This is a genomic window from Coprococcus sp. AF16-22 (genome assembly GCF_003461545.1).
Classification (GTDB): domain Bacteria; phylum Bacillota; class Clostridia; order Lachnospirales; family Lachnospiraceae; genus Coprococcus; species Coprococcus aceti.
Genome location: NZ_QTXH01000013.1, coordinates 32,409 through 56,247, shown reverse-complemented (window position 1 = coordinate 56,247; position 23,839 = coordinate 32,409). Strand labels below are relative to the sequence as shown.

The following is a 23,839-nucleotide window of genomic DNA, read 5'->3' as shown; positions in this document are numbered from 1 at the left end:
TTGAAAGGTGTAGATATGGGGAAAAATACAACAGGAAAATACAGTCTTCTGGTACCGGATGGTGAGTATTCATTTAGGGCACTGAGCCCTGTGGTCATGCATGACCTTGGGCTTGATATGATATGCAGACAACTGTCGGCAAATGAGTCTGAACAGAATTATATAATGGGAGTTATGTCACGAATATATGCAGATCCATCTGTTACAAAGTACAGAGGTGGTGTGTTTGACGACATAATTGGAAATAAAAAACTCAGAGACGACATGATGGAGATTCTTGGGAAGATAAGCTTTCTCAAGGATTACGGCAGCTTTAAACGCGATTATGATGAGAATTCAGGTATATGGGATCTTATGCACAGACTTGATGAGATAGGCGATTACATAGAATGCGTAGATTCGTTATATTCCTGCCTGAAGGATAAAAACTTGCATTCCGAGGGATTTACAGGTCTTAAGGAGTATGTTCAGAATATATATGAGGACAACGGTTTCAGTGAGCTGAAGAAGGACATATCAGAGCTGAAAAAGGTGAGTGGTGAGGTTCGAAGTATAACTATAGGAGTTAATCTGAACAGCAGATATGAGGCTGATGGCGTTGGCTTGATATCTGTAAATAGTAAGCAATTTACGAGGGGCGGTGTGCTGAGCAATTTCTACGGTCATTTGATGTCCAGAGATAAGATAAGTGACAACCTCGACGCTAAGAGTGACTTCAGATTTCAGCCGTTAGATGCGGTAAATGAAGCATTATCCAAATTTCAGCAGGAACTTCAGGGAAGAGTGGTAACTGGAGGTGCAAATAACTTGGCGGCAGGAATTGTTGGTATTCCTGATTCTGACAAATCTAAAGACATTACGAGGTATACAGACAGGGTAGTCACCAAGCTCATAACAAGAATTGTAAAGAGAATGAGGGAGACGTTAAATAAGTATGTGTCGATTACCATAACTGACATGACGGATCTCATACCGGAGCTTACATACTATATAAGATGGGCTGAGTACATAGAAAAACTGCAGAAACGCGGCGCAGCATTTTCCAAGGCAAAGGTTGTGAACTCTGCATATCAGCCGAACGCAGATATTTCCGAGGAGGACGATTCAAAGAGCAGATATTATATGAAGGCTCGTGGCATATACAATATCAAGCTTGCGGCATTTGACACGGAGGAGTCGGAGCACATAGTGACCAATGATCTGGACTTTGACAGCGAGCACAGAGTGTATATTCTGACAGGAGCAAATAGGGGTGGAAAGACGACCATAACCCAGACGATAGGTCAGCTTTTTGTACTGGCTCAGGGTGGTATATATATCCCGGGTGATGAATTTGAATTTGCTCCGGTGGACTGCGTATTTACACATTTCCCTGCTGACGAAGACAAGACCCTGGATCTTGGAAGACTTGGTGAGGAGTGTAAGAGATTCAGGGAGATATTTGACGGTGCGAATGATCGCAGTCTCATACTTCTCAATGAGACATTTTCAACTACGTCATTTGAGGAGGGCTATTATATAGCCAGGGATTCCGTGAGAGCGATTCTGACAAAGGGAACGAGAACGATATACAACACGCATATGCATAAGTTGGGCTTTGATGTGGATGCAATGAATGAGGGACGAGCAGTGGGAGCGGGAAAGGCTTACTCACTGGTCGTACATAATGAAGGTGCTAAGAGATCATACAAGATAGAGATAACGCCACCTGCTGGTAAATCATATGCCAGTGACATAGCGGAGAAATATGGTGTTACATATGACATGCTGGTGAATAAAGAAAAATAGTTGGCTGTATGCACTGCTTGCGGATGATATTACAGACGATATGTGGGCGGTTTAGAGTCATATAATATGAATTGTCTACAGTGAAGATATTGGAGGGTATAGGATGACAGAAAAGCATACAGACAAGAGAACAGTACTTATAGTGGATGATGACGCTGATCTGTCTATGCTGATACAGGATATGCTGGAGGACAACGGCTATGCTTTTCTGTACGCAGCCAGCATAGACGATGCATATGAAGTGCTGACAGATAACAAATGTGATCTCATACTTCTGGATATCAATCTTCCCGATGGTACAGGTTTCTCATTCTGTAAAGAACTCAGGCATACTTCGCAGGTGCCAATCATATTTGCAAGTGCAAGGACGAGTGAGGATGACAAGGTGAATGGCCTTGATATGGGTGGAGATGACTATATCGCAAAGCCGTATTCACTGAAAGAGCTTATGTCTCGTATCCGTTCGATACTCAGGAGAACTTATGGTGTTGATGACAATAAGTCTGAGATGTTGACCCTGAACACAGACGGGAACGAGATAGAGATCAACAGGCACGCACGGACTGTGGGCAGAAACAAAAGTAATGTGGATATGAAGCCGAAGGAATTTGACCTGCTTGTATACATGGTGGAGAACAGAGGCAGGGTATTGTCCAAGGAACAGATCATGAGTGCCGTGTGGGGGCTGTACAGTGATGTGGAGCCATCCACGGTTGCGGTGCATGTGAGGTGGCTCAGAGAAAAGCTTGAGACAGATCCGTCACATCCGCAGCTTATCCGTACGGTATGGGGAACGGGATATGTGCTGGGAGATAGTGAATAGACAAAGACAGTGAGGATAATATGAGCTTGTAATGTGGATGTCCACTTGGCAGCTATAGGGAGTTTATATGAAACGATATTCAGTAAGAAACAATATAATAAAAATGCTGATCGTGTTCATGTGCGCCATAACCATAGTTTTTGGCTGGCTGTTCTACAGGGAGAAGCAGGACGAGACACGGCGGATAAAAGATGATGAATATGGGCAGTATATAGTGGAACTGAATGAAGTGAAACAACTGTATGATTCGGGATCCACAGATGCTGACGAAAAGCTTGACGCTGTAATGAATGAACTCAGGGAACAAAAGATAGATACCGGCAAGTCAGGACTTAGGAATATAGTGATCATGTATATTGTTGTCTTGTGTGTTGTGATTGTATTATTCCTGTACATATACGTGTGTGTTCTCAGGCCATTTGACGAGCTGGAGGATTATGCATCACATCTGGCAGCAGGGGATATGGACACCGAACTTAAGTACAGACGGGTAAATATGTTCGGAAGCTTCACGTGGGCATTTGACCATATGAGAACGGAGATAGTGCATGCAAGGCGTAGAGAGCAGGAAGCGATAGAGAACAACAAGACAGTTATAGCCACGCTGTCACATGATATAAAGACTCCGATCGCATCCATAAGAGGATATGCGGAGGCATTGGTCATGAATATGGATGCCACCCAGGAGCGCAGGGAGAGGTATGCGTCGGTCATCATGAAGAAATGTGATGAGGTGACGTCCATAACGAATGACATGTTTATTCATTCCTTGCATGATCTGGACAGACTGGTGGTGAAGAGTGATGAGGTTGAGATAAAACCTCTGATGGAACAGGTCCTGTCAGATATAGGACTTGGTATGAATATCGTGGTGAATGGAGATATAACCGAGGCAGTGCTTGAGCATTCAGATTCGGGAAGAGTAGTTCAGGTGATAGAAAATATACTGTCAAATGCCTCTAAGTATGCCAGAGACACGGAGATAAGTATTGTTACGGAATGTATATCGCCCGAAAAACTTCCAAGAAATGTCCATGTGGGCGGCGCTGATATGATATACAGTCTGTCCATAAAGGATCATGGAACAGGAATTCCGGATAAGGATATGCCGTTCATATATGAGAAGTTTTATCGAGGGGAAAACTCCGGTGATGAACCTGGAGCGGGCCTTGGACTATTTATTGTCCATTATCTCATGGACAGAATGGGCGGAGATGTGGAACTTGTAAATCATGCTGATGGCCTGGAGGCAGTGTTATATTTTGCAGCAAGAAAGGTTTGTTAAGGACTTGTTAATAAATAGGGTGATATGGTTGTAGCACGGTGGCGAGGTGAAGATCTGTAGAGGATGTCTGAATGCCCCCGTGCTACAACTATAAAAAGGAGAGAAAAATGGCAGATATAATACTTCAGGCAAGAGACCTTTGCAAAAGCTTTTCCAGTGAGGGCGTGCAGAATCATGTGCTCAACAACATGGATCTGGATATCTATAAGGGAGATTTTACAGTCATCATGGGAGCGTCAGGCTCGGGAAAATCCACACTGCTTTACAGTCTGTCCGGGATGGACAGACCGACTTCGGGAAAGGTCATATATGATGACGAGGATATAACAGAATATAATGAGAAGCGCATGGCAGAACTCAGGGTGTATGAGTTTGGATTTGTGTTTCAGCAGATACATCTTGTTAGTAACCTCAGCATTAGAGAGAACATACTTGTGCCGGGGTATATGAATAAGGATACGAGAACAAAAGAGACTGAAAACAGGGCTGATGAACTCATAAAAAAGATGAATATAGAAAGTGCTGCTGACCGACTTCCTGCACAGGTGTCCGGCGGAGAGGCACAGAGGGGCGCTATTGCCAGAGCGGTCATCAACAGTCCGGGTATCCTTTTCGCGGATGAGCCGACAGGCGCATTAAACCGCAGAAATACCCAGGATGTGCTGGACCTTCTCACCGAGCTCAACGTGGAGGGACAGAGCATACTCATGGTTACCCACGATGTGAGGGCTGCTATCAGGGCGAACAGGATCATCTACATAGAGGATGGAAGGATCATAGGTGAGCTGAAGCTGTCACAATATATTGAAGAAGATCGCAAGAGCCGTGAGAGCCAGATAGATGCATGGCTTGGTTCCATGCAGTGGTAGGAGGTGCCGGGATGAGATATATCATGATGGTGCTTCGAGGAAATATGAGAAGAAACAAGGGCGTGCATATAAGTGTGTTCGTGCTTATGCTTATCATTTCTCTGGCATTCTGTTCAGTGCTTTCTTACTACACGAATTCCATAAGGCATGATTCGGAAGCTATGGAAGAGGTTGGTTATGGAGGTATGCTTGCCGCACTTTATGGGGAGAACAGGCTGGATGCCTATGGAACAAGTGCAGACAAGATAATAAAGAATATTGGCAAATGTGATGCGGTGCAGGAAGTGAAAGCAGCAGATGTTGTATATCTGCTGCTTAAGGACTGCAATGGAAAAGGCGGAAACAGCAGCTTCGTTTTGAATGATACAGACAGCGTGCTCACATATGATCAGTATGATGTGGATAACAAAATGACAGATCGCCGGCTTGAAAAAGGTGAGGTAAGTGTGCCGTTCAGTTTCATAGGTATGTATGACTGCAAGATTGGTGATACAGTCGAGCTGGGCAATGATAACGGTTCTTATACCTTCAGAGTTGCGTCATTTTTCGAGGATCCATATATGGGATCTTCGGTCATGGGAATAAAGACGATATTGATCTCAGATGAGGATTTTGCGGATCTCAAGGCAAAGGCTGCGGAAGATAATAGAAGCGGACTGGAAGATGACAAGAGATCCTTTGAATTGTCAAAGCTTATCATAATAGATAAAAAGCCGGGCCTGGACCTCACGGAGATGGAGTTTGAGAGAGAACTGAATAATGTGAGTGATTTCGCGTCATATTGCTGGATAACTTTATCAAAGGAGCAGGCGGGAAGTTACATGCTTCTTATGACAAAGGTATTCTCCGCGGTGCTGCTTATATTTGTTGTGCTGCTTCTAGTGGCGGCTATGATAGTTCTAGGACACAACATCGGCAGCAGCATAGAGATGGATTTTGTTAACATAGGAATACTCAAAGCGGTCGGAATGACAAATGCATCGGTGAAGCTGGCGTTGCTTGCCGGGTATATGTGCACTGTGGCGGCTGGACTGTTTGCTGGAATACCACTGGCCATTCCGATACTAAAAATTATAAATAGTGCCACAAGATCTTCTTCAGGACTTGAAGTTCCGTCTGATATTAATGTAGGACTTGTGCTGTGTGTCATATTGGCGATACTGCTTCTGGTAGCAGCATTTATCATGTTGAAGACAAGGAGAATATCCGAGGCCACACCTATAAAGGCGATAAGAGGCGGACGGGGCAGTGTGCATTTCTCAAGCGTTCTGAAGCTTCCGGTCTCAGGCAAGAAACTTGGTGTGAGTCTTGCATACAGACAGTTTATATCTGGGAAGAAACAGTATGCCGCAGCCATCATAGTGACTGCTATACTTGCCATGTTCATGATACTTATGAACGATATGATGCGCTGGTTTAATTCACAGAATATGCTGGTGGATATGTTTTCAGTCACGAAGTATGACCTGACTGCTTCGTTTGTCGATGAGGATACGCAGAAGGATATAGAGAATGTTATATCAGAACACACAGCGTATAGAAAATATCAAATGTTCAGCGAGTACCTTCTGTTCGATGATGTGCAGATGTATTGTTATATAGTGGAGGACCCTGATATGATCAACACGATAAGAAAGGGAAGAACCTGCACATATGACAATGAAGTGCTGATAACCCAGTATGTGGCTGATGGATTTCACATGAACGTAGGTGACACAGTCACAGTCAAGCGCGGCGGCGTGGCAAGGAAGATGGTGATATCCGGCATATACGATTCGGCAAATGATATGGGCAAGAACTTTGCAATTAGTAAGGCTGCATATAGTAAGTTTGCCCACGAAGAGACCGTAAGTGAGTCTGGTGTCAGTGGAGCTGCCAAAAGCAGTTCAGATGAAGAGGAATGGAGCGGCAAAGGAATATGTTATGATCTTGACAATACTGATGAATGTGATGCGATAATCCAGGAGATAGATAAGAGATATGGCGATAATCAGGGCATCACGTATTCAATACATTCAGCAAAGGATGATTTTGAAGGAGTGGCGGGTACAGTCAACATTGCAATACAGGGACTCACATTGCTCACATATATGTTGGGGGCTGTATTCGTGATAGTCACGGTCATAATCGTCTGTGGCAAGGTTCTCATGCGTGAGCAGAAGGATATCGGAATATATAAGGCACTTGGATTTACATCCTTCAGGCTCAGATGCCAGCTTGCGGTCCGCTTTATCGTGACGGCAGTTGTGGGTTCGCTGCTTGGTATAGTTCTTGCACTTATCGTCAGCAAGCCATTCTTCAAGGCAGGATTTGAATCATTTGGAATATACAGTTTTAATTTAAGTACAAGCGTGATATCACTGGTTATACCATTGGTATTTATGAGCGTGTTATTCTCTGTGGTAGCATTTATCAGAGCGGGGAACATCAGAAAGGTTCAGCCGCAGGTGCTCATCGCAGATCAGTAGAAGTATATAGGAGAGTGGAACTATGTATACAATGTCAGTAGACAAGGTGGGTATATATAATGGATAAGCTGATCATATATCTGATATGTATAAATATACTGGGAGCTGTCCTCGACGGGGTGACAGCGGCAAAGCGCAGGAGAACAAGCCATAAGGCACTCAGTGTTCTGTTGGGAATCATAGCCATTGCCGGTGGTGCGCCTGGCATGATAATTGCATTTGCGTTGTGTGACAGAACTGCATCCAAGACGAATATGATGCTTAGAGTGTTTACTGTGTGCGTGTGTGTGATAGAGCTGGCGGTGTTCATGACTTGGAAGCTCAGACCTGCGGGCAAATTGAACTTTGCATTCTGGGATGTGTTTGTGGAATACAGATGGACGTTGTGGTTCGTTGCGGCAGTGAGTGTTGTAACATTTGTCATGTTCGGAATTGACAAATACAGAGCGGTCAAGGGCGGATACAGGATACCCATAGCTGTACTGCTCGGCATGGCATTTGCCGGTGGAAGTATCGGTGCTCTGCTTGGAATGGTGGTGTTCAGGCATAAGATAAGGAAGAATTATTTCTCGGTTGGAGTGCCACTTATACTTGTAATGCAGGTGGTGCTTTTGATGTGTGTGGTTAATCTGTTGTAGGATCCGCAAATATCCCCAGTTCAGGCGGATAGTTGGTAAATGCAAAGAATGCAACCGCGAGAATTGCCAGGATAGTCATGGAAACGTAGTCGTTTATGCACATTTGCCTGGATTCTAATCTGTTTTCGGTGTGCAATGCATATACAACCCCAGCGAAATAAAGTGCGATATTCAGAAACTCATAATTCCTGCCCAGTACACCATTTAGAGTGTAGAAACCGACCACAATGAATGCCATACCTGACAGGATACCGACAGTCCTTGCTGGAAGATAATGTTCCGGCAGGGGCTTATCTTTTATATGATCCCAGAGAAATTCAATCATTGTCAGCAGGAGCATTGGGAAGAATATAAGTTTTAGGTGTTCCCAGGTTGATTCGTTCACTGCTGAGAATAGTCCGACAGCGGGATTGTCATTTGACCACTCGTAGGTGAAATGCAGCAGCACTCCAAGGATCGATATGAAGAAAAAACGAAAAAAATTGAGTTTGTTAGTAGTTGCCATAGAGCGTTCTCCGATGAAAACTAGTACTATATTACATAGTATATGACGAATATGGTATTTCATGTAGCGGAGAAACCGAAATCAACGAAATTAAGATAAACATAATTGGGATATATTGTCGGTGATGTTATAATTATTTCAACGAATGTTTTGTTTAAAGGGGAAGTACATATGCGTTTGATCCATTTATCTGATCTTCACATAGGAAAGCGTGTAAATGAATTTTCCATGCTGGAGGATCAGGAGTATATATTAAAAGAAATACTGTGCATCATCGATGATGAGCAGCCGGATGGAGTCATCATAGCCGGGGATGTATATGATAAGTCTGTGCCGAGCGAGGAGGCGGTGAAACTGCTGGACAGCTTCCTGACTTCGCTTGCAAAGAGAAAGCTGCAAGTATATATCATCAGCGGCAACCATGATTCGGCGGCCAAGCTGGCATTTGCATCAAGTCTGATTGATCTCAGTGGAATCCATATATCGCCGGTATATGATTCGGCACAGATAGCCATGATGGGAGATGGGTTGGTCAGACCATATAAGCTGGAGGATGGAAAAGGACAGATGGTGAACATATACATGCTGCCATTTGTGAAGCCGGCAATGGTCAGATCGGTGTTCCCTGATGAGGCGGATGATATAAATGATTACACGGATGCCTGCCGTGTGGCGGTAGAGCATATGGATGTAGATGAGAAAGCGACAAATATACTGGTTGCCCATCAGTTTGTAACCGGGGCTGTGCGCTCAGAGTCGGAGGAGAATGTGGGCGGACTGGACAATGTGGATGTATCGGTATTTGACTCATTTGACTATGTGGCGCTGGGGCATATACATGGGCCGCAGAAGGTGGGCAGGGAGACTGTCAGATACTGTGGCACACCACTTAAGTACTCACTTTCGGAGGCTAACCACACCAAATCGGTGACGGTTGTTGACATACCTGAGAACAAAAAAATAGAGATAAGGACTGTTCCACTTGTTCCAATGCATGAGCTGCGCGAGGTAAAGGGAACATTTGACGAGCTGATGGACAGGCGAAACTATGAGGGGACGGCTGTGGATGATTATCTGTATGTGGTTCTCACGGACGAGGATGACGTGCCGGATGCTTTGGGAAAACTCAGAACGGTCTATCCAAATGTGATGAAGCTTGGATACGACAACACCAGAACCCGTGTGACACAGACGATAGACGATGGTGCTGTGCTTGAAGGGAAAAAGCCTATAGATCTGTTTGGAGAGTTGTATGAGAAGCAGAACAACCAGGAAATGAGCGATGAACAGAGGAGTTTTGTTCAGGATATTATAGACTCTGTATGGAAGGAGGAGCGCTTATGAGCGAAGCGAATAACTCAAATGCGCTCCGACGACCTGCCCCGCTCGCAGAGGCGAGAGGGGCGATACATTGTGAAAGAGAGGAGCGATTATGAGACCACTTAATCTTACGATGTCGGCATTTGGACCATATGCGGGAGTCCAGATGCTTGACATGGCCCAGCTTGGGGCTGAAGGCTTGTATCTTGTGACTGGGGATACAGGTGCGGGAAAGACCACGATATTCGATGCCATCTGTTATGCGCTGTATGATGAGCCGAGCGGAGCGAGCCGCGATGCGAGGATGATGAGATCAACGTATGCCGATGTGGACACAGATACCTACGTTGAACTGACATTTGATCATATGGGGAAGACTTACAGAGTTAAAAGAAATCCTTCCTATGAGAGACGTAAGAAAAAAGGTGAGGGAACTACCCTGCAGGATGCGGCTGCAGAACTGTATCTGCCGGATGACTTGGTCATTGCCAACAGAACGAAGGTAAATTCATATCTTCAGGAATTGTTGGGTGTGGACAGAGAGCAGTTTTCGCAGATATCCATGCTTGCTCAGGGTGAGTTCAAGGAACTGTTGGTGGCGGAGTCCGGGGACAGACAGAAGATATTCAGCAAGCTTTTTCACACATCAAGGTATTTTGTTCTGCAGAAGCGTCTTCAGGATGAGACGAGAAGGCTTCAGAGTGAACGCGACGATATGAAGAAGAGTATAGAGCAGTATATATCCGGGATAGTCTGCGGAGAGGATGACCCTTTTGGGCTCAGTGTTCAAAAGGCGAAGGACGGCCAGATGCCAATTGATGAGGTGATCACACTCATCGGAAAGCTTATTGTAACGGAGAAGGCAAGAACAGATTCATATGAAAAGCAGATAGGTACACTTGAGACCCGGGTCGGGGAACTTGACACGCTGATAGGCAAGGCACAGCAGACAGAGAAAGCCAGAGTGCAGCTTGAAAAGGCACATTTGGAGCTTGCAAATGTACAGAATGACAGAACTGCTGCTGAGGCAGAGTTAAACAGGACAAAGGAAGCGCGCCCAGAAACGGAAGAGCTCCAAAGGCAGGCAGCAGTTATAAATAACGAGCTTCCAAACTATGAGAAACTGGACGAGAAGCGAAAAAATATTGCAGACGAGGAACAGCTCCTACAAAGGCAAAATGAACAGGCAGAGAAGGGCAGAATGATTGTGACAGACAAACAGAAGAGCATAGAAAAGCTGAGACTGGAACAGACACAGCTTGCGGATGCGGGGGAGAAAATAGTTGCAATCACGGCATCGAGGGAGAAGATGGCTGACGCTGTTGACTATCTGAATGGCATAAGCAGACTGCTCATGGAATACAGCAGAAGAAAACAGGCGGTGGACAAAGCACAGAAGCAGTATCTGTTTGATAATGATATGTATACCAGAAAACAGGATATGTATGAGCATATGAGCACGCTCTACAGGAATGCCCAGGCGGGAATCCTTGCAAAGGATCTGAAGGAGGGACAGGCGTGCCCTGTGTGTGGTGCGACGGAGCACAAACTCCTTGCATTGCTGCCAAAGGAGGCTCCGACAGATGCGCAGTTAGAGGACGCGAAGAAGGATGCGGACAGAGCACGCGACAGGGCAAATGCCAGTGCTACGGATGCAAAGATAAAGCTTGCCAGTGTCATGGAGATCAGAAACAGCATTATTGAGCAGGCTGAAAAGAAATTTGACGATCCGGAGGATATAGACGGTCTGCCGGAAAAGGTTGAGAAGAATATTGGATACTATAATGAGAAGATTGCGAAGACTGACAGACAGATCGAGGCTGAACGCAAAAGGGTCAGCAGAAGGGATGAGCTTGCTGCAAAACTTCCTCAGGAGGAAGAAGCATTTGCCGGGATGCAGGTGAAGCTGGCGGATCTTGAGAGAAATATATCGGCGCTCACGGCAAAGGTTGTCTCAGACAGAGAACAGGCGACAGAACTGGCCGCGGGGCTCAGATTCAGGAATCGGAGTGAGGCGGAAACGAAGATGAACGAGATTCTTGGCAGAGCAAAGAAACTGCAGAATTCATTTGACGCCGCTGAGAAGAGACATAATGCTGTGATCCAGAATATTAAAACGCTGGAGGGGCAGATAAAGGCTCTGACAGACACGCTGGAATCAGCAGAGAGGCTCGAACTTGCTAAGCTTGAGAAAGATAAAACCGCAGTGAGAGATGAACTGGGAAGGATCAGGCTTCTCATGCAGGATGGAAACAGCCGCATCCGTGCAAATGAAACGGCGATGGCGAATATAAGCAGAAAGTCCGATGAGCTTTCGGCAAAAGAAAAGAAATATGTAAGCGTGAAGTCGCTCTATGACACTGCCTCAGGAAATGTATCCGGCAAGAACAAGATAAACCTTGAGGCGTATATACAGATGTCGTATTTTGACAGGATAATTCAGCGTGCAAATCTGAGATTCCTGAAGATGTCAGACGGTCAGTATGAACTGGGGCGTGTGACGGACAGCAGTGACAGGCGAAGCCAGATCGGCCTTGACCTCTGTGTTGTGGATCATTACAACGGCAGCAGACGAGACGTTAAGTCTCTTTCTGGGGGCGAGTCATTTATGGCATCACTCTCCCTTGCACTTGGACTCTCCGATGAGGTGCAGGCTTCGGCTGGCGGCATACAGATAGATACGATGTTTGTGGATGAGGGCTTTGGATCCCTTGATACAGAAAAGACTCTGCCACAGGCATACAAAGCGCTGGTCAGCGTGACCGAGGGACGCAAACTGGTGGGAATAATATCGCACGTGACTGAACTCAAGGAGAAGATTGACAAGCAGATAGTGGTGGAAAAGGACAGAACCGGCAGGGCGAAGGCGAGGCTGGTGGTGTAGGAATTTTAGTCATCTGAGTATTTAGATAAAATTTGCTCAAGTTTATTAAAGTCTACACATCTTTTTGTAAGGTTGCGATTTTTGTCGGGAAAATCAGTTATGAGAGAGTAGACTTTATTGGCTCTGTTGATTATAGTATCGGAATGATCCCGACACCAGGATAATTGTTTCTGCATAAGAATCTTTCGTTTTGTTTTATCTGGGGTATCGTGAGGGTTTAATTTCAGATTGACCTTAGATATAACTGAGTTGTTAACTGGAATCATATTGTTTAGATTGAGAATTCCTATGATTTTAGAAGAATACTCAGGATGCTTGCTGTTGTGGTCAAATACTTTGATGAAATCAATCTGGCTTTTCATATTTTCAAATTTCTTTTTGGGTGAGGTAAGGGGGAGGCAATATTTCTGACCACCTATAAGAATGATTATTCCAAGAAATGGTCGATTCTCCTTACCTACCTGAGGGGAGACTGACATTACGTTGTCATCTGCACGAGACAGATTTCTTATGTATTTTAAATCAATATAGTAAAAATTTAGGATATCCATTATCGCCTTTCTGAGAATATAAAAGAGCTGTGCTAAAATGCACAGCTCTTAAAAACCTTTTTGCATGGTAGGGCTCCCATAAAATTGTTCCATTTTGTATGGTAGAACATCCATATTAAAATTGTTCATTTGTTTTATATGGTAGAACACCCATCTCTTAAAGTTCCCATTTCGCATGGTAAGGTTACCATAATCATATCATACAAGAATTCTAACATTCAATAATGTTAGTGTCAATTAGAGCTGACTTATTTAGTAACTTATAGTGATCTGAGAATATCCTAAAAAGTGGTCAATATCAAGTGCGATTACTGATATTTTATAAAACGTTTATAAAAGTATACAAAGTGTAGAATAGTAGAAAAATGTTAGCTGTTTGCTTTACAAATCGGAGTTGATAAACAATAATGGTTCATGTATGAATGAATAAGGACGGTACACTATAATGGAACTTTTTGATATATGCGACGAACAGGGCAACCCTACCGGAGACACAGTGGAGAGGAGCGAGGCACATGCAAAAGGCATATGTCACAGGACTGCCCATATCTGGATAGCGAAGCAAGAGAATGGAAGGTATAAGGTTCTTCTGCAGAAGAGGTCGATAGATAAGGATTCTTTTCCCGGAAGGTATGACACTTCCTCTGCCGGACATATACAGGCGGGCGATGAACCGATGGGGTCGGCACTCAGGGAACTCGGAGAGGAGCTTGGCATCAAAGCTGAGGCCGCAGATCTTGATTTCGCGGGAACATTCAGGATCCGGTATGAGAAGGAATTTCATGGCAGAATGTTCAGGGACAACGAGGTGGCATTTGTGTTCGTGTATCAGAAACAGGTGGACATAGCAGATCTGACAATACAGAAGGAAGAGCTTGACGGCGTGTGCTGGTTTGATCTTGAGGACACTTATGAGGCATGTAAGAATCATGACCAGAAGTTCTGCGTGCCACTCGGCGGCCTTGAGACGGTGCGAAGATACCTAGATGGCAAATAGAGATAACTTTCAAAAATATGTTGCCAGACTAGTTAGTTTGTGCTAACATAACATATGTTATGGAAAACGACAAGCGCAGTGAAACGATAGAAAAACTGAAAAAAGCAGGTAAAGAGGAATTCCTTAAAAATGGTTACCAGAGGGCAAGTCTTAGAATGATATGCAATAGTGCGGGAGTTACCACCGGAGCCTTCTACTTTTCATTTGAGAGTAAGGAGGCATTGTTCAAGGCGATACTTGAACCGCTTGTGAACCAATATGAAGCCATGCTTGGAGAACTTATGAAGGGGGAGATTGAGAACCCCGCTACGGGCGTAGATGCAGATAAGATCATGATGCAATTCCTTCTGGCACACAGGGAAGAGGTAATGATCATCATGCATGGCGCTGATGGCAGCTGTTATGAGAATTATCACCAGAGGGTTGAGGAGTTCATGAGGCATTCATTTGCGGCATATTACAGGTCACAGCTTGGATGCGAGCCGGATGAGACTTTGGTTCGCGTGCTGGCTAAGATGCGGCTTGAGGGAGCCATGGCGATACTGAACGAGGATGTAGACGTGGAGAAGAAAATGTATCTGACAGAAAAGATCGGCATTCATGCCACAGGCGGTACAGAAAAGTTGATAGAGAGTTTAAAGAAAGAGGTTCATCGATGATGAACCTCTTATTTTTATGAACATAACAAAACATGACAAATGTTATATTTTATGTAAACGCCGCGCGCAGCGCCTCTCATGCGTTTGCACAATTAAAAGGCAGGAGGAAATGAGAAAATGGTTAGCACACAGAACAGCACAGCAGACAGGTCAAAGGTAGACATAACGGGAGTCCCGGAGACGATGCTCCAGACACTCTATGCCAGAGCGAAAGAATCAAGAAAACCGGATCATGTCATATATGACGGCAAGGCTATAGAGATAGTGGACAGTCTGGATTATGACTTTTCACTGGCGGACAAGGATCTGGCGATGGGAAGCGGAGTTATAGCGAGAACCATAGTGCTTGATAAGCTTGTATCAGAATTCCTGAAGAAGCACAAGGGTGCTGTGGTTGTGAATATCGCCTGTGGTCTTGACACCCGTTGCTATAGAAATGAGGGTAAATATAAAGGCTGGTACAACATTGATCTCCCGGAGACCATGACTGTAAGGGCAAAGTTCCTGCAGGAGGACGGACCGGTGTACCAGATAGCGGAATCCGCCATGGACGGCAAATGGGCAGACCTGGTAGAGTATGCAGGTGAACCTGTGCTGGTCATCATAGAGGGGCTTACGATGTATCTCACAGAAGCTGATGTGAAGAAAATATTCGACATAATAGACAGGAAATTTACTCATGCTACGGTGCTCGTAGAGACTATGGCTCCGTTCATGGCAAAGCATATCAAGGAGAAATCCATCCATGGAAGCCATGCCAGGTTTTCCTGGGGCGTGCCAAATGGAAAGAAGCTGGCGGAGATCATACCGAAATACAGATACATAGAACAGCACAGTCTTGTAGAAGGAATGGCTGAGTTCATACCGGTATATAAAGTCATTGGCAAAATACCATTTGTCAGCAATATATCTAACAAGATAGTAGTGCTGGAAAAGTGATAAAAAAGTGTTGACATAAAGTTAAAAGCCATTTATGATACAGTAAAATGCAAATGACTTGCAAATTCAAAAAAGAGGAATACTATGGCGAGGGAGTATAAAACGAGAATAAGTCAGGCTATAGAGGCATTTGCTGCAGAGAGGCAGGACAGAGGTTTTTGTGTGGCTGATGTAAGTGTGTATTTGGATGAGAATGGCATAGATGCGAATACAACGACCGTATATCGCAATCTTGACCGCATGGTCACCCAGGACAAATTGATAAAGTATCAGAGTGCTGATGGTAGTTCAAGTATGTATAGAATGGAAAAGGCTGATCATAGTTGTCACGAGCACCTTCATATGCAGTGTGTTAAGTGTGGAAGAGTCATACATATTGACCGCGATATCATGAATCACATAGCTAAAGGAGTTCAGGAGAGGTATGGATTTATGATCGACTGTGACAGATCGTCGATATGTGGTATTTGCAAAGATTGTCAGAGACGTTGTGGAGTCGCTGTAGTCTAAGCTAAACGGGATTGTTACAGACGGGCTGTATCGTTACGGTCGCATCAAAAACTATATATCCCGAAATTTTCTAAGCATGAAAAGGAGGTGTGCAGCATGAGTAAAAAGAGAATAATGTCATGGATTCTTATAGTGTTCTTTGTGTCAGGAATACTTTTCTCTTACGGCTATATTGCGCGCAATGTGGAGCATGACTGTACGGGGCAGGAATGTCCTATATGTATGCATTTGCAGCAGGCTGCACAGTTCCTTTCAAATATAAAGACATTGTCAACTACGCCTGTGTTCTTGGTGTTCTTAAGTGTGTTCACACTAGGAGTTGTATTGGTGTATGCCCACGAGTATTGTACTGATACGCTCGTTTCCCTGAAAGTGGAATTACTGAATTGATTTAAAGTACGGATATTGACTGAGAATTGCGTCTGGAAATACATCTAAAGATAAGGGCGAATACTTATTATTGGTGTTTTTTGATCTAGAGGCAGTTTATTAAATTTACCCAATTATAGGCATCAAAATATGCCTGTCAATTATATCAATCAATTCGGAGGTTTATTGATCATTATGAAAAATAGAATATTTGGCCTTGTTATGGCATCGGTACTTACTGTTTCAGCATTTTGTGGCTGCGGAGCATCAATGACGGCAGCAGATTCTGATCAGAAAGGGGGCAGTGCGCCTGAAAATGCGGCAAATGCTGCGGCGTACAGCATTGTATGTACGACTTTTCCTCAGTATGACTGGATCCGCAATATTATAGGCGGTGATTCCGACAAGTTTCAGCTTACTATGCTGCTCGATCAGGGGATGGATCTTCACAGTTATCAGCCAACTGCAGAGGATATAGCAAAGATAGCTGACGCAGATATGTTCGTGTATGTTGGCGGTGAGTCTGATGGCTGGGTGGATAGTGCCCTGAAAGAAGCGACTAATAAGGATATGAAGGTTGTAAATATGCTTGACGCTTTGGGAACTGCAGTCAAAGAGGAAGAGGTAGTTCCAGGCATGCAGGCAGAGAAAGAAGAGGAAGGAGAGGAAGGCCCGGAGTATGATGAACATGTATGGCTTTCACTCAAGAACGCAGTGGCGTTGACGAATGTGTTGGCGGATAATATCCAGGCACTTGATCCAGATAATAAATCTGATTACATGGAGAATGCAGGCAAGTACGTTGATGAACTCAATGATCTTGATGGAAGGTACGAACTAACAGTTTCTAAGGGAAAACGTCAGGCAATTCTGTTTGGCGACAGATTCCCTTTCCGATATATGGCGGATGATTATGGGCTTACCTACTATGCTGCATTTGTGGGATGCAGTGCTGAGTCGGAGGCAAGTTTTGAGACGATAACATTCCTTGCGCAGAAGGTGGATGAGTTAAAGCTTCCGGTTATTCTGACGATAGAGGGTGCAGATCACAGTATAGCAGAGTCGATAAAGAAGACAACAGATTCGAAAAATCAGGAGATCCTGACGATGAATTCGATGCAGTCTGTGACTGCAAAGGCTGTAGCTGATGGTGAGACGTATCTGAACGTGATGGAAGATAACCTGAACGTACTTTCTCAGGCATTGAATTAATTGCTGAACAATAAAACAAATTTAGATTTATAGGAGAAAACAAATGTCATATATAACGTGCAAAGACCTGGCAGTCGGGTACGACGGAAGAGCGGTTGCGTCAGGCCTTAATTTCAGTATAGACAAGGGAGACTATCTCTGTATAGTTGGAGAGAACGGAGCGGGAAAGAGTACCTTGGTAAAAACTCTGCTTGGCCTGTTGAAACCGGTTTCAGGAGAGATAAAGTTTGGCGATGATCTGACATCGCGTGATATAGGCTATCTGCCGCAGCAGACACCTGTGCAGAAGGATTTCCCTGCGACTGTATGGGAGGTGGCTTTGTCGGGAACGCTGCCTAAGTGCGGAGCACGTCCTTTTTATGGCAGAAAGGAAAAGCAGCTTGCACAATCTCAACTTGAACGACTTGGAATATGGGATATACGCAGGAAATGTTACAGGCATTTGTCAGGAGGACAGCAGCAGCGCGTCCTTCTGGCGAGAGCCCTGTGTGCAACTGAGAACCTTCTTCTGCTTGACGAACCGGTAACTGGCCTTGATCCTGTTGCAACGGCACAGTTCTATCAGATGATACAGCAGTTAAATGAAAATGGTGTGACAGTGATCATGATATCACATGATCTGAGGGCAATAGATTGCGCCAGACATGTGCTTCATATGAATCATGGGGGCTCGTTCTGGGGCAGCAGAGAGGAATATAAGAACAGCAGATATTGGAACATCATTTCGGTAGAATATGAGAAAGGTGGTGGACAGAGTGCAGCTTGTTGATAAGTTAATTTACTATATGCAGTATCCATTTGTTAAGTATGCTCTTGTGGTTGGTATTCTTATAGCATTGTGTTCGTCACTTTTCGGTGCAACATTGGTTTTGAAAAGATTTTCATTTATCGGCGATGGACTTTCGCATGTTGCATTTGGAGCAATGGCGGTAGGATCTGTTCTGAAACTGACAAACAACACGATCATAGTGATGCCGGTGACTGTGGCTGCTGCAATTCTCATACTTATGTCGGGACAAAATGCGAAGCTTAAGGGGGATGCCGCGATAGCTATGATGTCTGTCGGTGCTTTAGCCGTAGGTTATCTGATAATGAATGTATTTTCCACGTCGGCAAATGTATCTGGCGACGTGTGCTCAACGTTGTTTGGTTCAACCTCAATACTTACATTGACAATGGGAGAAGTGTGGCTGTGTATAGTTATGTCAATATGTGTAATAGCGTTTTTCTGTTTATTCTACAACAGGATATTTGCAGTCACATTTGACGAGAGTTTTACCAGGGCAATCGGGAAAAATGCAGGGGCATATAATCTGGCGCTGGCGGTGATAATCGCTGTGATAATAGTGCTTGCAATGAATCTGGTGGGCTCCCTGCTCATCACGGCGCTTCTGGTATTCCCTGCACTTTCAGCAATGCGAGTTATGTATAGCTTCAGGTCGGTGGTATTATATTCGGCTGTATTGTCAGTTGTGGGAACTTTGGCTGGAATGTTGGTATCCATATTATTTTCAACACCGGTGGGTTCTACGATAGTTGCGTGTGATATGGTTATATTTGCTTTTAACAGTATAGCAGGGAAAGTGATGAGGAGATAAGAATATGTATATGAATAGAAATAGAAGAATGCATGGATGCAGACACAGATTTAAGCGATTGATTATGTCAATATTGGTGCTTAGTATGCTGCTGACTGTCACAGGCTGTGGTGGAGCATCTCAGACTGCGGGCAGTCGTTTGAACACACAGAATGCAGTGGATAAGGTGCTTAATCAGAAAACAGGCGATGGTGATGTGGAAAGTAAGTCGTCAGTGGGAGCCACAACAGAGACGATGATCACAACAGAGATGCAAACCACGACAGAGACAGAATCCGCATCTGTAACTGAGGCGACATCAGAACCAACATATGGGCAGGTTGTGAATGGAGACAGCTCAGTTATAGCGCAATACAAGTCTGAGGGTGTGGATGTGGATCTCACACTTATGGGAAGCGATCTTGTATATGCGACGGTATATCAGATGATGTCAAAACCTGAGGAATATGAGGGCAAGACGATAAGGATAGAAGGAAAGTATTATGCATCCTATTATCCAATAACCGACAAATATTATAATTATTGTCTCATAGCTGACGCTCTGGCATGCTGCAGTCAGGGGCTTGAATTTGAACTTGGTGGAGGTGCAGTATATCCAGGCGATTACCCGGCGGACCAGAGTGAGGTGATCGTTACGGGAGTATTTGAAACCTACACAGAGGAGGCTGGACAGACATTTTATTACTGCAGGTTGAGAGATGCAGAATATCAACTGGTATCGACAGAGAATCAGTAGAGTATAAATTGCATAACATTTTTGGAATCCGGGCAGATCAAAGTGCCCGGATTTTTTGAGTAAAAAATATTCAGAATCAGGAGGAACATAGTTGCATCAAAACCAGGAATCACATAGAAAAATATGGCAAAATGACGCAAATATACTAAAAAGCATTAAAAATAGCTAAAAAATGATAAAATTACTTAAAAAAGAATTTGATATATTGTAAAAACTATGCTAATTTTGAATAAAGGTAAATATTCAGCCGTGCAGGATAAGAACAGCGGATTCGACATGCTTGCATGTAAGAATCAGGTGTTCTTATCCTGTGGTGACTCGAATAGAGTCACCGCCCCATACAATGAGCAAAATAGCTGCGCAGCAGCGAAAGAACACGGGAACCGTGCGGTTTTGCGAATGTATGGTCGGCTGAATACATTAAAATACACAGAAGGGATGTGATGAAGTGAAAGAGAAATACAAAGGTGTACAAAAACTCACAGATAATCCGTTCCTCAATCTCTATCATATAGATGCGGTTGACACGGCTGGAAAAGACTTCAATTATTACTTTGCTTCAAGGAATAAAGAGAACGACATCAAGATAAAGACCCACGATATAAAACCGGAAGGAATAGTTATATATGGAGTTAAGCTGGAAGATGAGCCGAAGCTGGTGCTCATAAGGCAGTACAGATACCCACTCGATGCGTATATATATGAACTTCCTGCAGGACTGGTGGACGGAGATGAGACTCCGGCGCAGGCAGCAGTCAGGGAGATGAAGGAAGAGACAGGGCTTACCCTTGATGTATATGAGGGCGGAGAAGAACTCTACAGAAGGCCATTCTATATGGGCCCGGGATTTACGGATGAGATGAGCAGTGCTGTATTTGGAACAGTTACAGGAACACCAAATCTCGACAGCAAGGAGAGCACAGAGGACATACAGGTCATACTCGCAGACCGAGGTGAGGTCAGAAGAATCCTGTCAGAGGAACAGGTGTCGCTCAGAGGAGCATACCTCATGACACATTTTCTGGCTGAGGGAGATCCACTAGAATTCCTGAGAAAATAGGAAGCGCTGAGCAGTGATTGCTCAAACAGCAGAACGTTCATAAAAGGGCATACTAAATGAGAAAAAAGAAGGAGAAGTAGAAAGATGAGTTACAGAGACACATATGATTTTTGGATGACAGATGATTATTTTGATGAGGACACCAGGAAGGAGCTTGCAGCCATAGCTGATGATGAGGCTGAGATCGAGGACAGATTCTATCGTGATCTTGTATTTGGAACTGGTGGACTCAGAGGTGTGATAGGCGCGGGAACCAACAGAATGAACTTCTACACCGTCCGCAAGGCTACACAGGGTCTTGCAAACTTCATTGTGAAGCAGAATGCGCAGGACAAGGGCGTGGCAATAGCATACGATTCAAGAAAGTATTCTCCAGAGTTTGCAGCAGAAGCAGCTCTCTGCCTGTGTGCAAATGGAATCAAGTCATATCTCTTTGAGTCACTCAGACCTACACCTGAGCTTTCATATGCAGTCAGAAAGCTTGGATGTACAGCAGGTATAGTTATAACAGCCAGCCACAATCCACCAGAGTACAACGGTTACAAGGTATACTGGGAGGATGGCGCGCAGATCACGGCTCCAAAGGACAGAGAGATCATCGCAGAGGTTAAGGCTGTAACAGATTTCCATACAGTAAAGACCATGGATAAGCAGGAGGCACTTGATAAGGGCCTTCTCACTATCATAGGTGCCGAGATAGATGACGCATATATGGAGGAACTCAAGAAGCAGATCATTCATCCTGAGATCATCAAGGAGCAGTCAGAGAACATCAAGATCGTATACACACCGTTCCACGGAACCGGTCTTGTACCTGTAAAGAGAGTCCTGTCCGAGCTTGGTTTCAAAAACGTATACATTGTTCCTGAGCAGGAGCTTCCAGACCCTGAGTTCACAACGCTTGAGTATCCAAACCCAGAGGATCCAAAGGCATTTGAGCTTGCCCTCAAGCTGGCAAAGGAGAAGAATGCGGACATAGTTCTCGCTACAGATCCTGATGCAGACCGTCTTGGAATATACGCACTCGATACAAAGACAGGCAAGTATATGCCATTTACAGGAAATATGTCAGGACTTATAATCGCTGAATACCAGTTCAGAGAGAGAACAAAATGCGGTCTCATGCCAAAGAATCCGGCCATGGTCAAGACTATTGTAACCACAAATATGGCTGATCCGCTGGCTGCAGATTACAATGTCAACCTCATCGAGGTTCTAACAGGCTTCAAGTTCATCGGTGAGCAGATCAAGTTCTTCGAGCAGAATAATTCATACAATTTCGTAATGGGTATGGAGGAGAGCTACGGATGTCTCGTTGGAACATACGCAAGAGACAAGGATGCTCCGGTTGCAGTTATGTGTCTCTGCGAGGCTGCAGCATACTGCAAGAGCCAGGGAATCACTCTGTGGGATCACATGCTTGATCTCTATGAGAAGTACGGATATTACAAGGAAGGCCTCTACACAATAACGCTCAAGGGTGTTACAGGAGCAGAGAAGATCCGCAAGATCATGTCCTCACTCAGAGCTGAGTCACTTACTCAGATCGATACACTCAAGGTTCTCAAGGTTCGTGATTACGAGAAGAACACGATCACAGATCTTGCCACCGGAGAGGTCACAGAGTCAGGACTTCCACAGTCCAACGTTCTCTACTACGACCTTGAGGATGGCGCATGGGCATGTGTACGTCCATCAGGAACAGAGCCAAAGATCAAGCTGTACTACGGAATCAAGGGAACAAGCCTTGATGATGCAGATGCAAAGCTTGAAGCTCTCCAGACAGCACTTGTTGAGAAGCTCAACAAGCTGGCAGAGTAGCATAAGTATAATATATAGCAAATACAAAAAAGCGCCGTCTGGTCTGGTGACCGGACGGCGCTTTGCTGTCATTATACGATTACGTCGAACTGTATGTAGTCTCCCTGGTCGGTATTTACCGTGTCGAGATATATTTTACCATTGTACTTGTCGGTCAGTTTTTTCAGGTTGTAGAGACCGTAACCATGGCCATGTCTGTCTCCGGTTTTGGTGGTATATCCAGGTGAGAACATATTCTGGCGGAATTCGTTGGTTTTGACGGAACCCTTGTTTCTTGTTCTTATTTCTATCTGGTTCTGCCTGCTGTCCAGGTACAGATATGCAGTGCCAAATGGGGCGGTCGATTCAAGCGCATTATCGATCAGTATACCGATGATCCTGATCAGTTCATACTCCGGCATTCGGCTCTTCAGATCCCTGGATGCCACCTGGACTACGAGCTCCTTCTGATCCTTCTGTGCCTCCGTGATCTTGCTGTACACAAATCCGGCTACAACGCTCAGGTTGATCTTGAGCAGATCACAAATGGCCTCTGTAAAGGAATAAAAAAGGTCGGTTATATTACAAGTCAATTGCAGAAAATATAATTCTTTTAGTTAATACCGCCATAATAAAACGGCTGCAATATACATCTGCGCAACAAAGTGATATAAATTGCAAGATTAAATATTGAATTTAAAAACTGCTTAATATATTATACAAATAACAATAAATTAGCTAAAAATAGCCTAATAAAATGAACGAAAGATAAATTGTGGATAGATAAAAAGGAAAAATCTGTGTGGCCTGTGAGGTCAGGAAAGGGGT

General features: G+C 44.4%; 22 protein-coding genes. 19 read left to right on the top strand and 3 right to left on the bottom strand.

Translation table 11 applies throughout. From position 1 onward, the window contains the following. The first annotated feature begins 15 nt into the window (after window positions 1–15). From DWW60_RS12040 to DWW60_RS12015, 6 genes are all read left to right on the top strand, one after another. Window positions 16–1,788 (top strand): MutS-related protein, encoded by a 1,773-nt coding sequence (locus DWW60_RS12040; RefSeq protein WP_117875469.1) that lies wholly within the window; start codon window positions 16–18, stop codon window positions 1,786–1,788. A gap of 103 nt (window positions 1,789–1,891) precedes the next feature. Beyond that, window positions 1,892–2,611 (top strand): response regulator transcription factor, encoded by a 720-nt coding sequence (locus tag DWW60_RS12035; RefSeq protein WP_117875468.1) that lies wholly within the window; start codon window positions 1,892–1,894, stop codon window positions 2,609–2,611. 67 nt (window positions 2,612–2,678) lie between these two features. Continuing rightward, window positions 2,679–3,896 (top strand): sensor histidine kinase, encoded by a 1,218-nt coding sequence (locus DWW60_RS12030; RefSeq protein ID WP_117875467.1) that lies wholly within the window; start codon window positions 2,679–2,681, stop codon window positions 3,894–3,896. Between the two features lie 107 nt (window positions 3,897–4,003). Beyond that, window positions 4,004–4,765 (top strand): ABC transporter ATP-binding protein, encoded by a 762-nt coding sequence (locus DWW60_RS12025; protein WP_117875466.1) that lies wholly within the window; start codon window positions 4,004–4,006, stop codon window positions 4,763–4,765. Between the two features lie 11 nt (window positions 4,766–4,776). Then, a complete protein-coding gene (locus DWW60_RS12020) occupies window positions 4,777–7,233 on the top strand; it encodes an ABC transporter permease (RefSeq protein ID WP_243002958.1) in 2,457 nt (818 codons plus the stop codon). 59 nt (window positions 7,234–7,292) lie between these two features. Beyond that, window positions 7,293–7,871: a DUF1294 domain-containing protein gene (locus tag DWW60_RS12015; RefSeq protein WP_117875464.1), complete on the top strand. Its 579-nt coding sequence runs from the start codon at window positions 7,293–7,295 to the stop codon at window positions 7,869–7,871. Here DWW60_RS12015 and DWW60_RS12010 read toward each other — a convergent pair. Next, window positions 7,858–8,376 (bottom strand): DUF6512 family protein, encoded by a 519-nt coding sequence (locus DWW60_RS12010; RefSeq protein ID WP_117875463.1) that lies wholly within the window; start codon window positions 8,374–8,376, stop codon window positions 7,858–7,860. The genes DWW60_RS12015 and DWW60_RS12010 overlap by 14 nt on opposite strands. Before the next feature lie 171 nt (window positions 8,377–8,547). Here DWW60_RS12010 and DWW60_RS12005 point away from each other — a divergent pair, with 171 nt between their 5' ends. Then, window positions 8,548–9,720: an exonuclease SbcCD subunit D gene (locus DWW60_RS12005; RefSeq protein ID WP_117875462.1), complete on the top strand. Its 1,173-nt coding sequence runs from the start codon at window positions 8,548–8,550 to the stop codon at window positions 9,718–9,720. Window positions 9,721–9,808: 88 nt separating this feature from the next. Beyond that, window positions 9,809–12,580 (top strand): AAA family ATPase, encoded by a 2,772-nt coding sequence (locus tag DWW60_RS12000; RefSeq protein ID WP_117875461.1) that lies wholly within the window; start codon window positions 9,809–9,811, stop codon window positions 12,578–12,580. Between the two features lie 5 nt (window positions 12,581–12,585). Here DWW60_RS12000 and DWW60_RS11995 read toward each other — a convergent pair whose 3' ends face one another. Beyond that, window positions 12,586–13,131 (bottom strand): type III toxin-antitoxin system ToxN/AbiQ family toxin, encoded by a 546-nt coding sequence (locus DWW60_RS11995; RefSeq protein WP_117875460.1) that lies wholly within the window; start codon window positions 13,129–13,131, stop codon window positions 12,586–12,588. Window positions 13,132–13,576: 445 nt separating this feature from the next. Here DWW60_RS11995 and DWW60_RS11990 point away from each other — a divergent pair, with 445 nt between their 5' ends. The 11 genes from DWW60_RS11990 to DWW60_RS11940 all read left to right on the top strand — a co-directional run bounded on the left by DWW60_RS11990 (window position 13,577) and on the right by DWW60_RS11940 (window position 23,032). Continuing rightward, window positions 13,577–14,128: an NUDIX hydrolase gene (locus DWW60_RS11990; protein WP_117875459.1), complete on the top strand. Its 552-nt coding sequence runs from the start codon at window positions 13,577–13,579 to the stop codon at window positions 14,126–14,128. 59 nt (window positions 14,129–14,187) lie between these two features. After that, a complete protein-coding gene (locus DWW60_RS11985; RefSeq protein ID WP_117875458.1) occupies window positions 14,188–14,787 on the top strand; it encodes a TetR/AcrR family transcriptional regulator in 600 nt (199 codons plus the stop codon). Window positions 14,788–14,904: 117 nt separating this feature from the next. Further along, window positions 14,905–15,726 carry a class I SAM-dependent methyltransferase gene (locus DWW60_RS11980; protein ID WP_117875457.1) on the top strand — a complete coding sequence of 274 codons (822 nt, stop codon included), beginning with the start codon at window positions 14,905–14,907 and terminating at the stop codon, window positions 15,724–15,726. An 84-nt stretch (window positions 15,727–15,810) separates the two neighbouring features. Then, window positions 15,811–16,236 carry a Fur family transcriptional regulator gene (locus tag DWW60_RS11975; RefSeq protein WP_117875456.1) on the top strand — a complete coding sequence of 142 codons (426 nt, stop codon included), beginning with the start codon at window positions 15,811–15,813 and terminating at the stop codon, window positions 16,234–16,236. Window positions 16,237–16,332: 96 nt separating this feature from the next. Beyond that, window positions 16,333–16,626: a hypothetical protein gene (locus tag DWW60_RS11970; RefSeq protein WP_117875455.1), complete on the top strand. Its 294-nt coding sequence runs from the start codon at window positions 16,333–16,335 to the stop codon at window positions 16,624–16,626. 174 nt (window positions 16,627–16,800) lie between these two features. Next, the gene (locus DWW60_RS11965) at window positions 16,801–17,817 is read left to right on the top strand and encodes a metal ABC transporter substrate-binding protein (protein ID WP_117875454.1); all 1,017 of its coding nucleotides are present in this window, start codon (window positions 16,801–16,803) and stop codon (window positions 17,815–17,817) included. A gap of 43 nt (window positions 17,818–17,860) precedes the next feature. Beyond that, a complete protein-coding gene (locus tag DWW60_RS11960; RefSeq protein ID WP_117875453.1) occupies window positions 17,861–18,586 on the top strand; it encodes a metal ABC transporter ATP-binding protein in 726 nt (241 codons plus the stop codon). Further along, window positions 18,552–19,415, top strand: a complete 864-nt coding sequence (locus DWW60_RS11955) for a metal ABC transporter permease (RefSeq protein WP_055272305.1) — start codon at window positions 18,552–18,554, stop codon at window positions 19,413–19,415. Before DWW60_RS11960 ends, DWW60_RS11955 begins: the two co-directional genes overlap by 35 nt. Window positions 19,416–19,425: 10 nt before the next feature. Continuing rightward, the gene (locus DWW60_RS11950) at window positions 19,426–20,151 is read left to right on the top strand and encodes a hypothetical protein (protein ID WP_147341861.1); all 726 of its coding nucleotides are present in this window, start codon (window positions 19,426–19,428) and stop codon (window positions 20,149–20,151) included. Between the two features lie 448 nt (window positions 20,152–20,599). Beyond that, window positions 20,600–21,211 (top strand): NUDIX hydrolase, encoded by a 612-nt coding sequence (locus tag DWW60_RS11945; protein ID WP_055280265.1) that lies wholly within the window; start codon window positions 20,600–20,602, stop codon window positions 21,209–21,211. An 84-nt stretch (window positions 21,212–21,295) separates the two neighbouring features. After that, window positions 21,296–23,032, top strand: coding sequence for a phospho-sugar mutase (locus DWW60_RS11940; RefSeq protein WP_117550309.1), 1,737 nt, complete (start codon window positions 21,296–21,298; stop codon window positions 23,030–23,032). Window positions 23,033–23,103: 71 nt separating this feature from the next. Here DWW60_RS11940 and DWW60_RS11935 read toward each other — a convergent pair whose 3' ends face one another. Beyond that, complete coding sequence (locus DWW60_RS11935; RefSeq protein ID WP_243002957.1) at window positions 23,104–23,604, bottom strand: sensor histidine kinase; 501 nt, start codon at window positions 23,602–23,604, stop codon at window positions 23,104–23,106. Between the last annotated feature and the right edge of the window lie 235 nt (window positions 23,605–23,839).

What these genes read in the sequence shown, in the direction of transcription:
- DWW60_RS12005 (WP_117875462.1), top strand. Translation starts at nt 8,548, where the DNA reads ATGCGTTTGATCCATTTATCTGATCTTCACATAGGAAAGCGTGTAAAT.
- DWW60_RS11970 (WP_117875455.1), top strand. Translation starts at nt 16,333, where the DNA reads ATGAGTAAAAAGAGAATAATGTCATGGATTCTTATAGTGTTCTTTGTG.
- DWW60_RS11990 (WP_117875459.1), top strand. Translation starts at nt 13,577, where the DNA reads ATGGAACTTTTTGATATATGCGACGAACAGGGCAACCCTACCGGAGAC.
- DWW60_RS11985 (WP_117875458.1), top strand. Translation starts at nt 14,188, where the DNA reads ATGGAAAACGACAAGCGCAGTGAAACGATAGAAAAACTGAAAAAAGCA.
- DWW60_RS11995 (WP_117875460.1), bottom strand. Translation starts at nt 13,131, where the DNA reads ATGGATATCCTAAATTTTTACTATATTGATTTAAAATACATAAGAAAT.
- DWW60_RS11960 (WP_117875453.1), top strand. Translation starts at nt 17,861, where the DNA reads ATGTCATATATAACGTGCAAAGACCTGGCAGTCGGGTACGACGGAAGA.
- DWW60_RS12000 (WP_117875461.1), top strand. Translation starts at nt 9,809, where the DNA reads ATGAGACCACTTAATCTTACGATGTCGGCATTTGGACCATATGCGGGA.
- DWW60_RS12040 (WP_117875469.1), top strand. Translation starts at nt 16, where the DNA reads ATGGGGAAAAATACAACAGGAAAATACAGTCTTCTGGTACCGGATGGT.
- DWW60_RS11965 (WP_117875454.1), top strand. Translation starts at nt 16,801, where the DNA reads ATGAAAAATAGAATATTTGGCCTTGTTATGGCATCGGTACTTACTGTT.
- DWW60_RS12025 (WP_117875466.1), top strand. Translation starts at nt 4,004, where the DNA reads ATGGCAGATATAATACTTCAGGCAAGAGACCTTTGCAAAAGCTTTTCC.
- DWW60_RS12035 (WP_117875468.1), top strand. Translation starts at nt 1,892, where the DNA reads ATGACAGAAAAGCATACAGACAAGAGAACAGTACTTATAGTGGATGAT.
- DWW60_RS12020 (WP_243002958.1), top strand. Translation starts at nt 4,777, where the DNA reads ATGAGATATATCATGATGGTGCTTCGAGGAAATATGAGAAGAAACAAG.
- DWW60_RS12010 (WP_117875463.1), bottom strand. Translation starts at nt 8,376, where the DNA reads ATGGCAACTACTAACAAACTCAATTTTTTTCGTTTTTTCTTCATATCG.
- DWW60_RS12030 (WP_117875467.1), top strand. Translation starts at nt 2,679, where the DNA reads ATGAAACGATATTCAGTAAGAAACAATATAATAAAAATGCTGATCGTG.
- DWW60_RS11980 (WP_117875457.1), top strand. Translation starts at nt 14,905, where the DNA reads ATGGTTAGCACACAGAACAGCACAGCAGACAGGTCAAAGGTAGACATA.
- DWW60_RS11955 (WP_055272305.1), top strand. Translation starts at nt 18,552, where the DNA reads ATGAGAAAGGTGGTGGACAGAGTGCAGCTTGTTGATAAGTTAATTTAC.
- DWW60_RS11940 (WP_117550309.1), top strand. Translation starts at nt 21,296, where the DNA reads ATGAGTTACAGAGACACATATGATTTTTGGATGACAGATGATTATTTT.
- DWW60_RS11975 (WP_117875456.1), top strand. Translation starts at nt 15,811, where the DNA reads ATGGCGAGGGAGTATAAAACGAGAATAAGTCAGGCTATAGAGGCATTT.
- DWW60_RS11950 (WP_147341861.1), top strand. Translation starts at nt 19,426, where the DNA reads ATGAATAGAAATAGAAGAATGCATGGATGCAGACACAGATTTAAGCGA.
- DWW60_RS12015 (WP_117875464.1), top strand. Translation starts at nt 7,293, where the DNA reads ATGGATAAGCTGATCATATATCTGATATGTATAAATATACTGGGAGCT.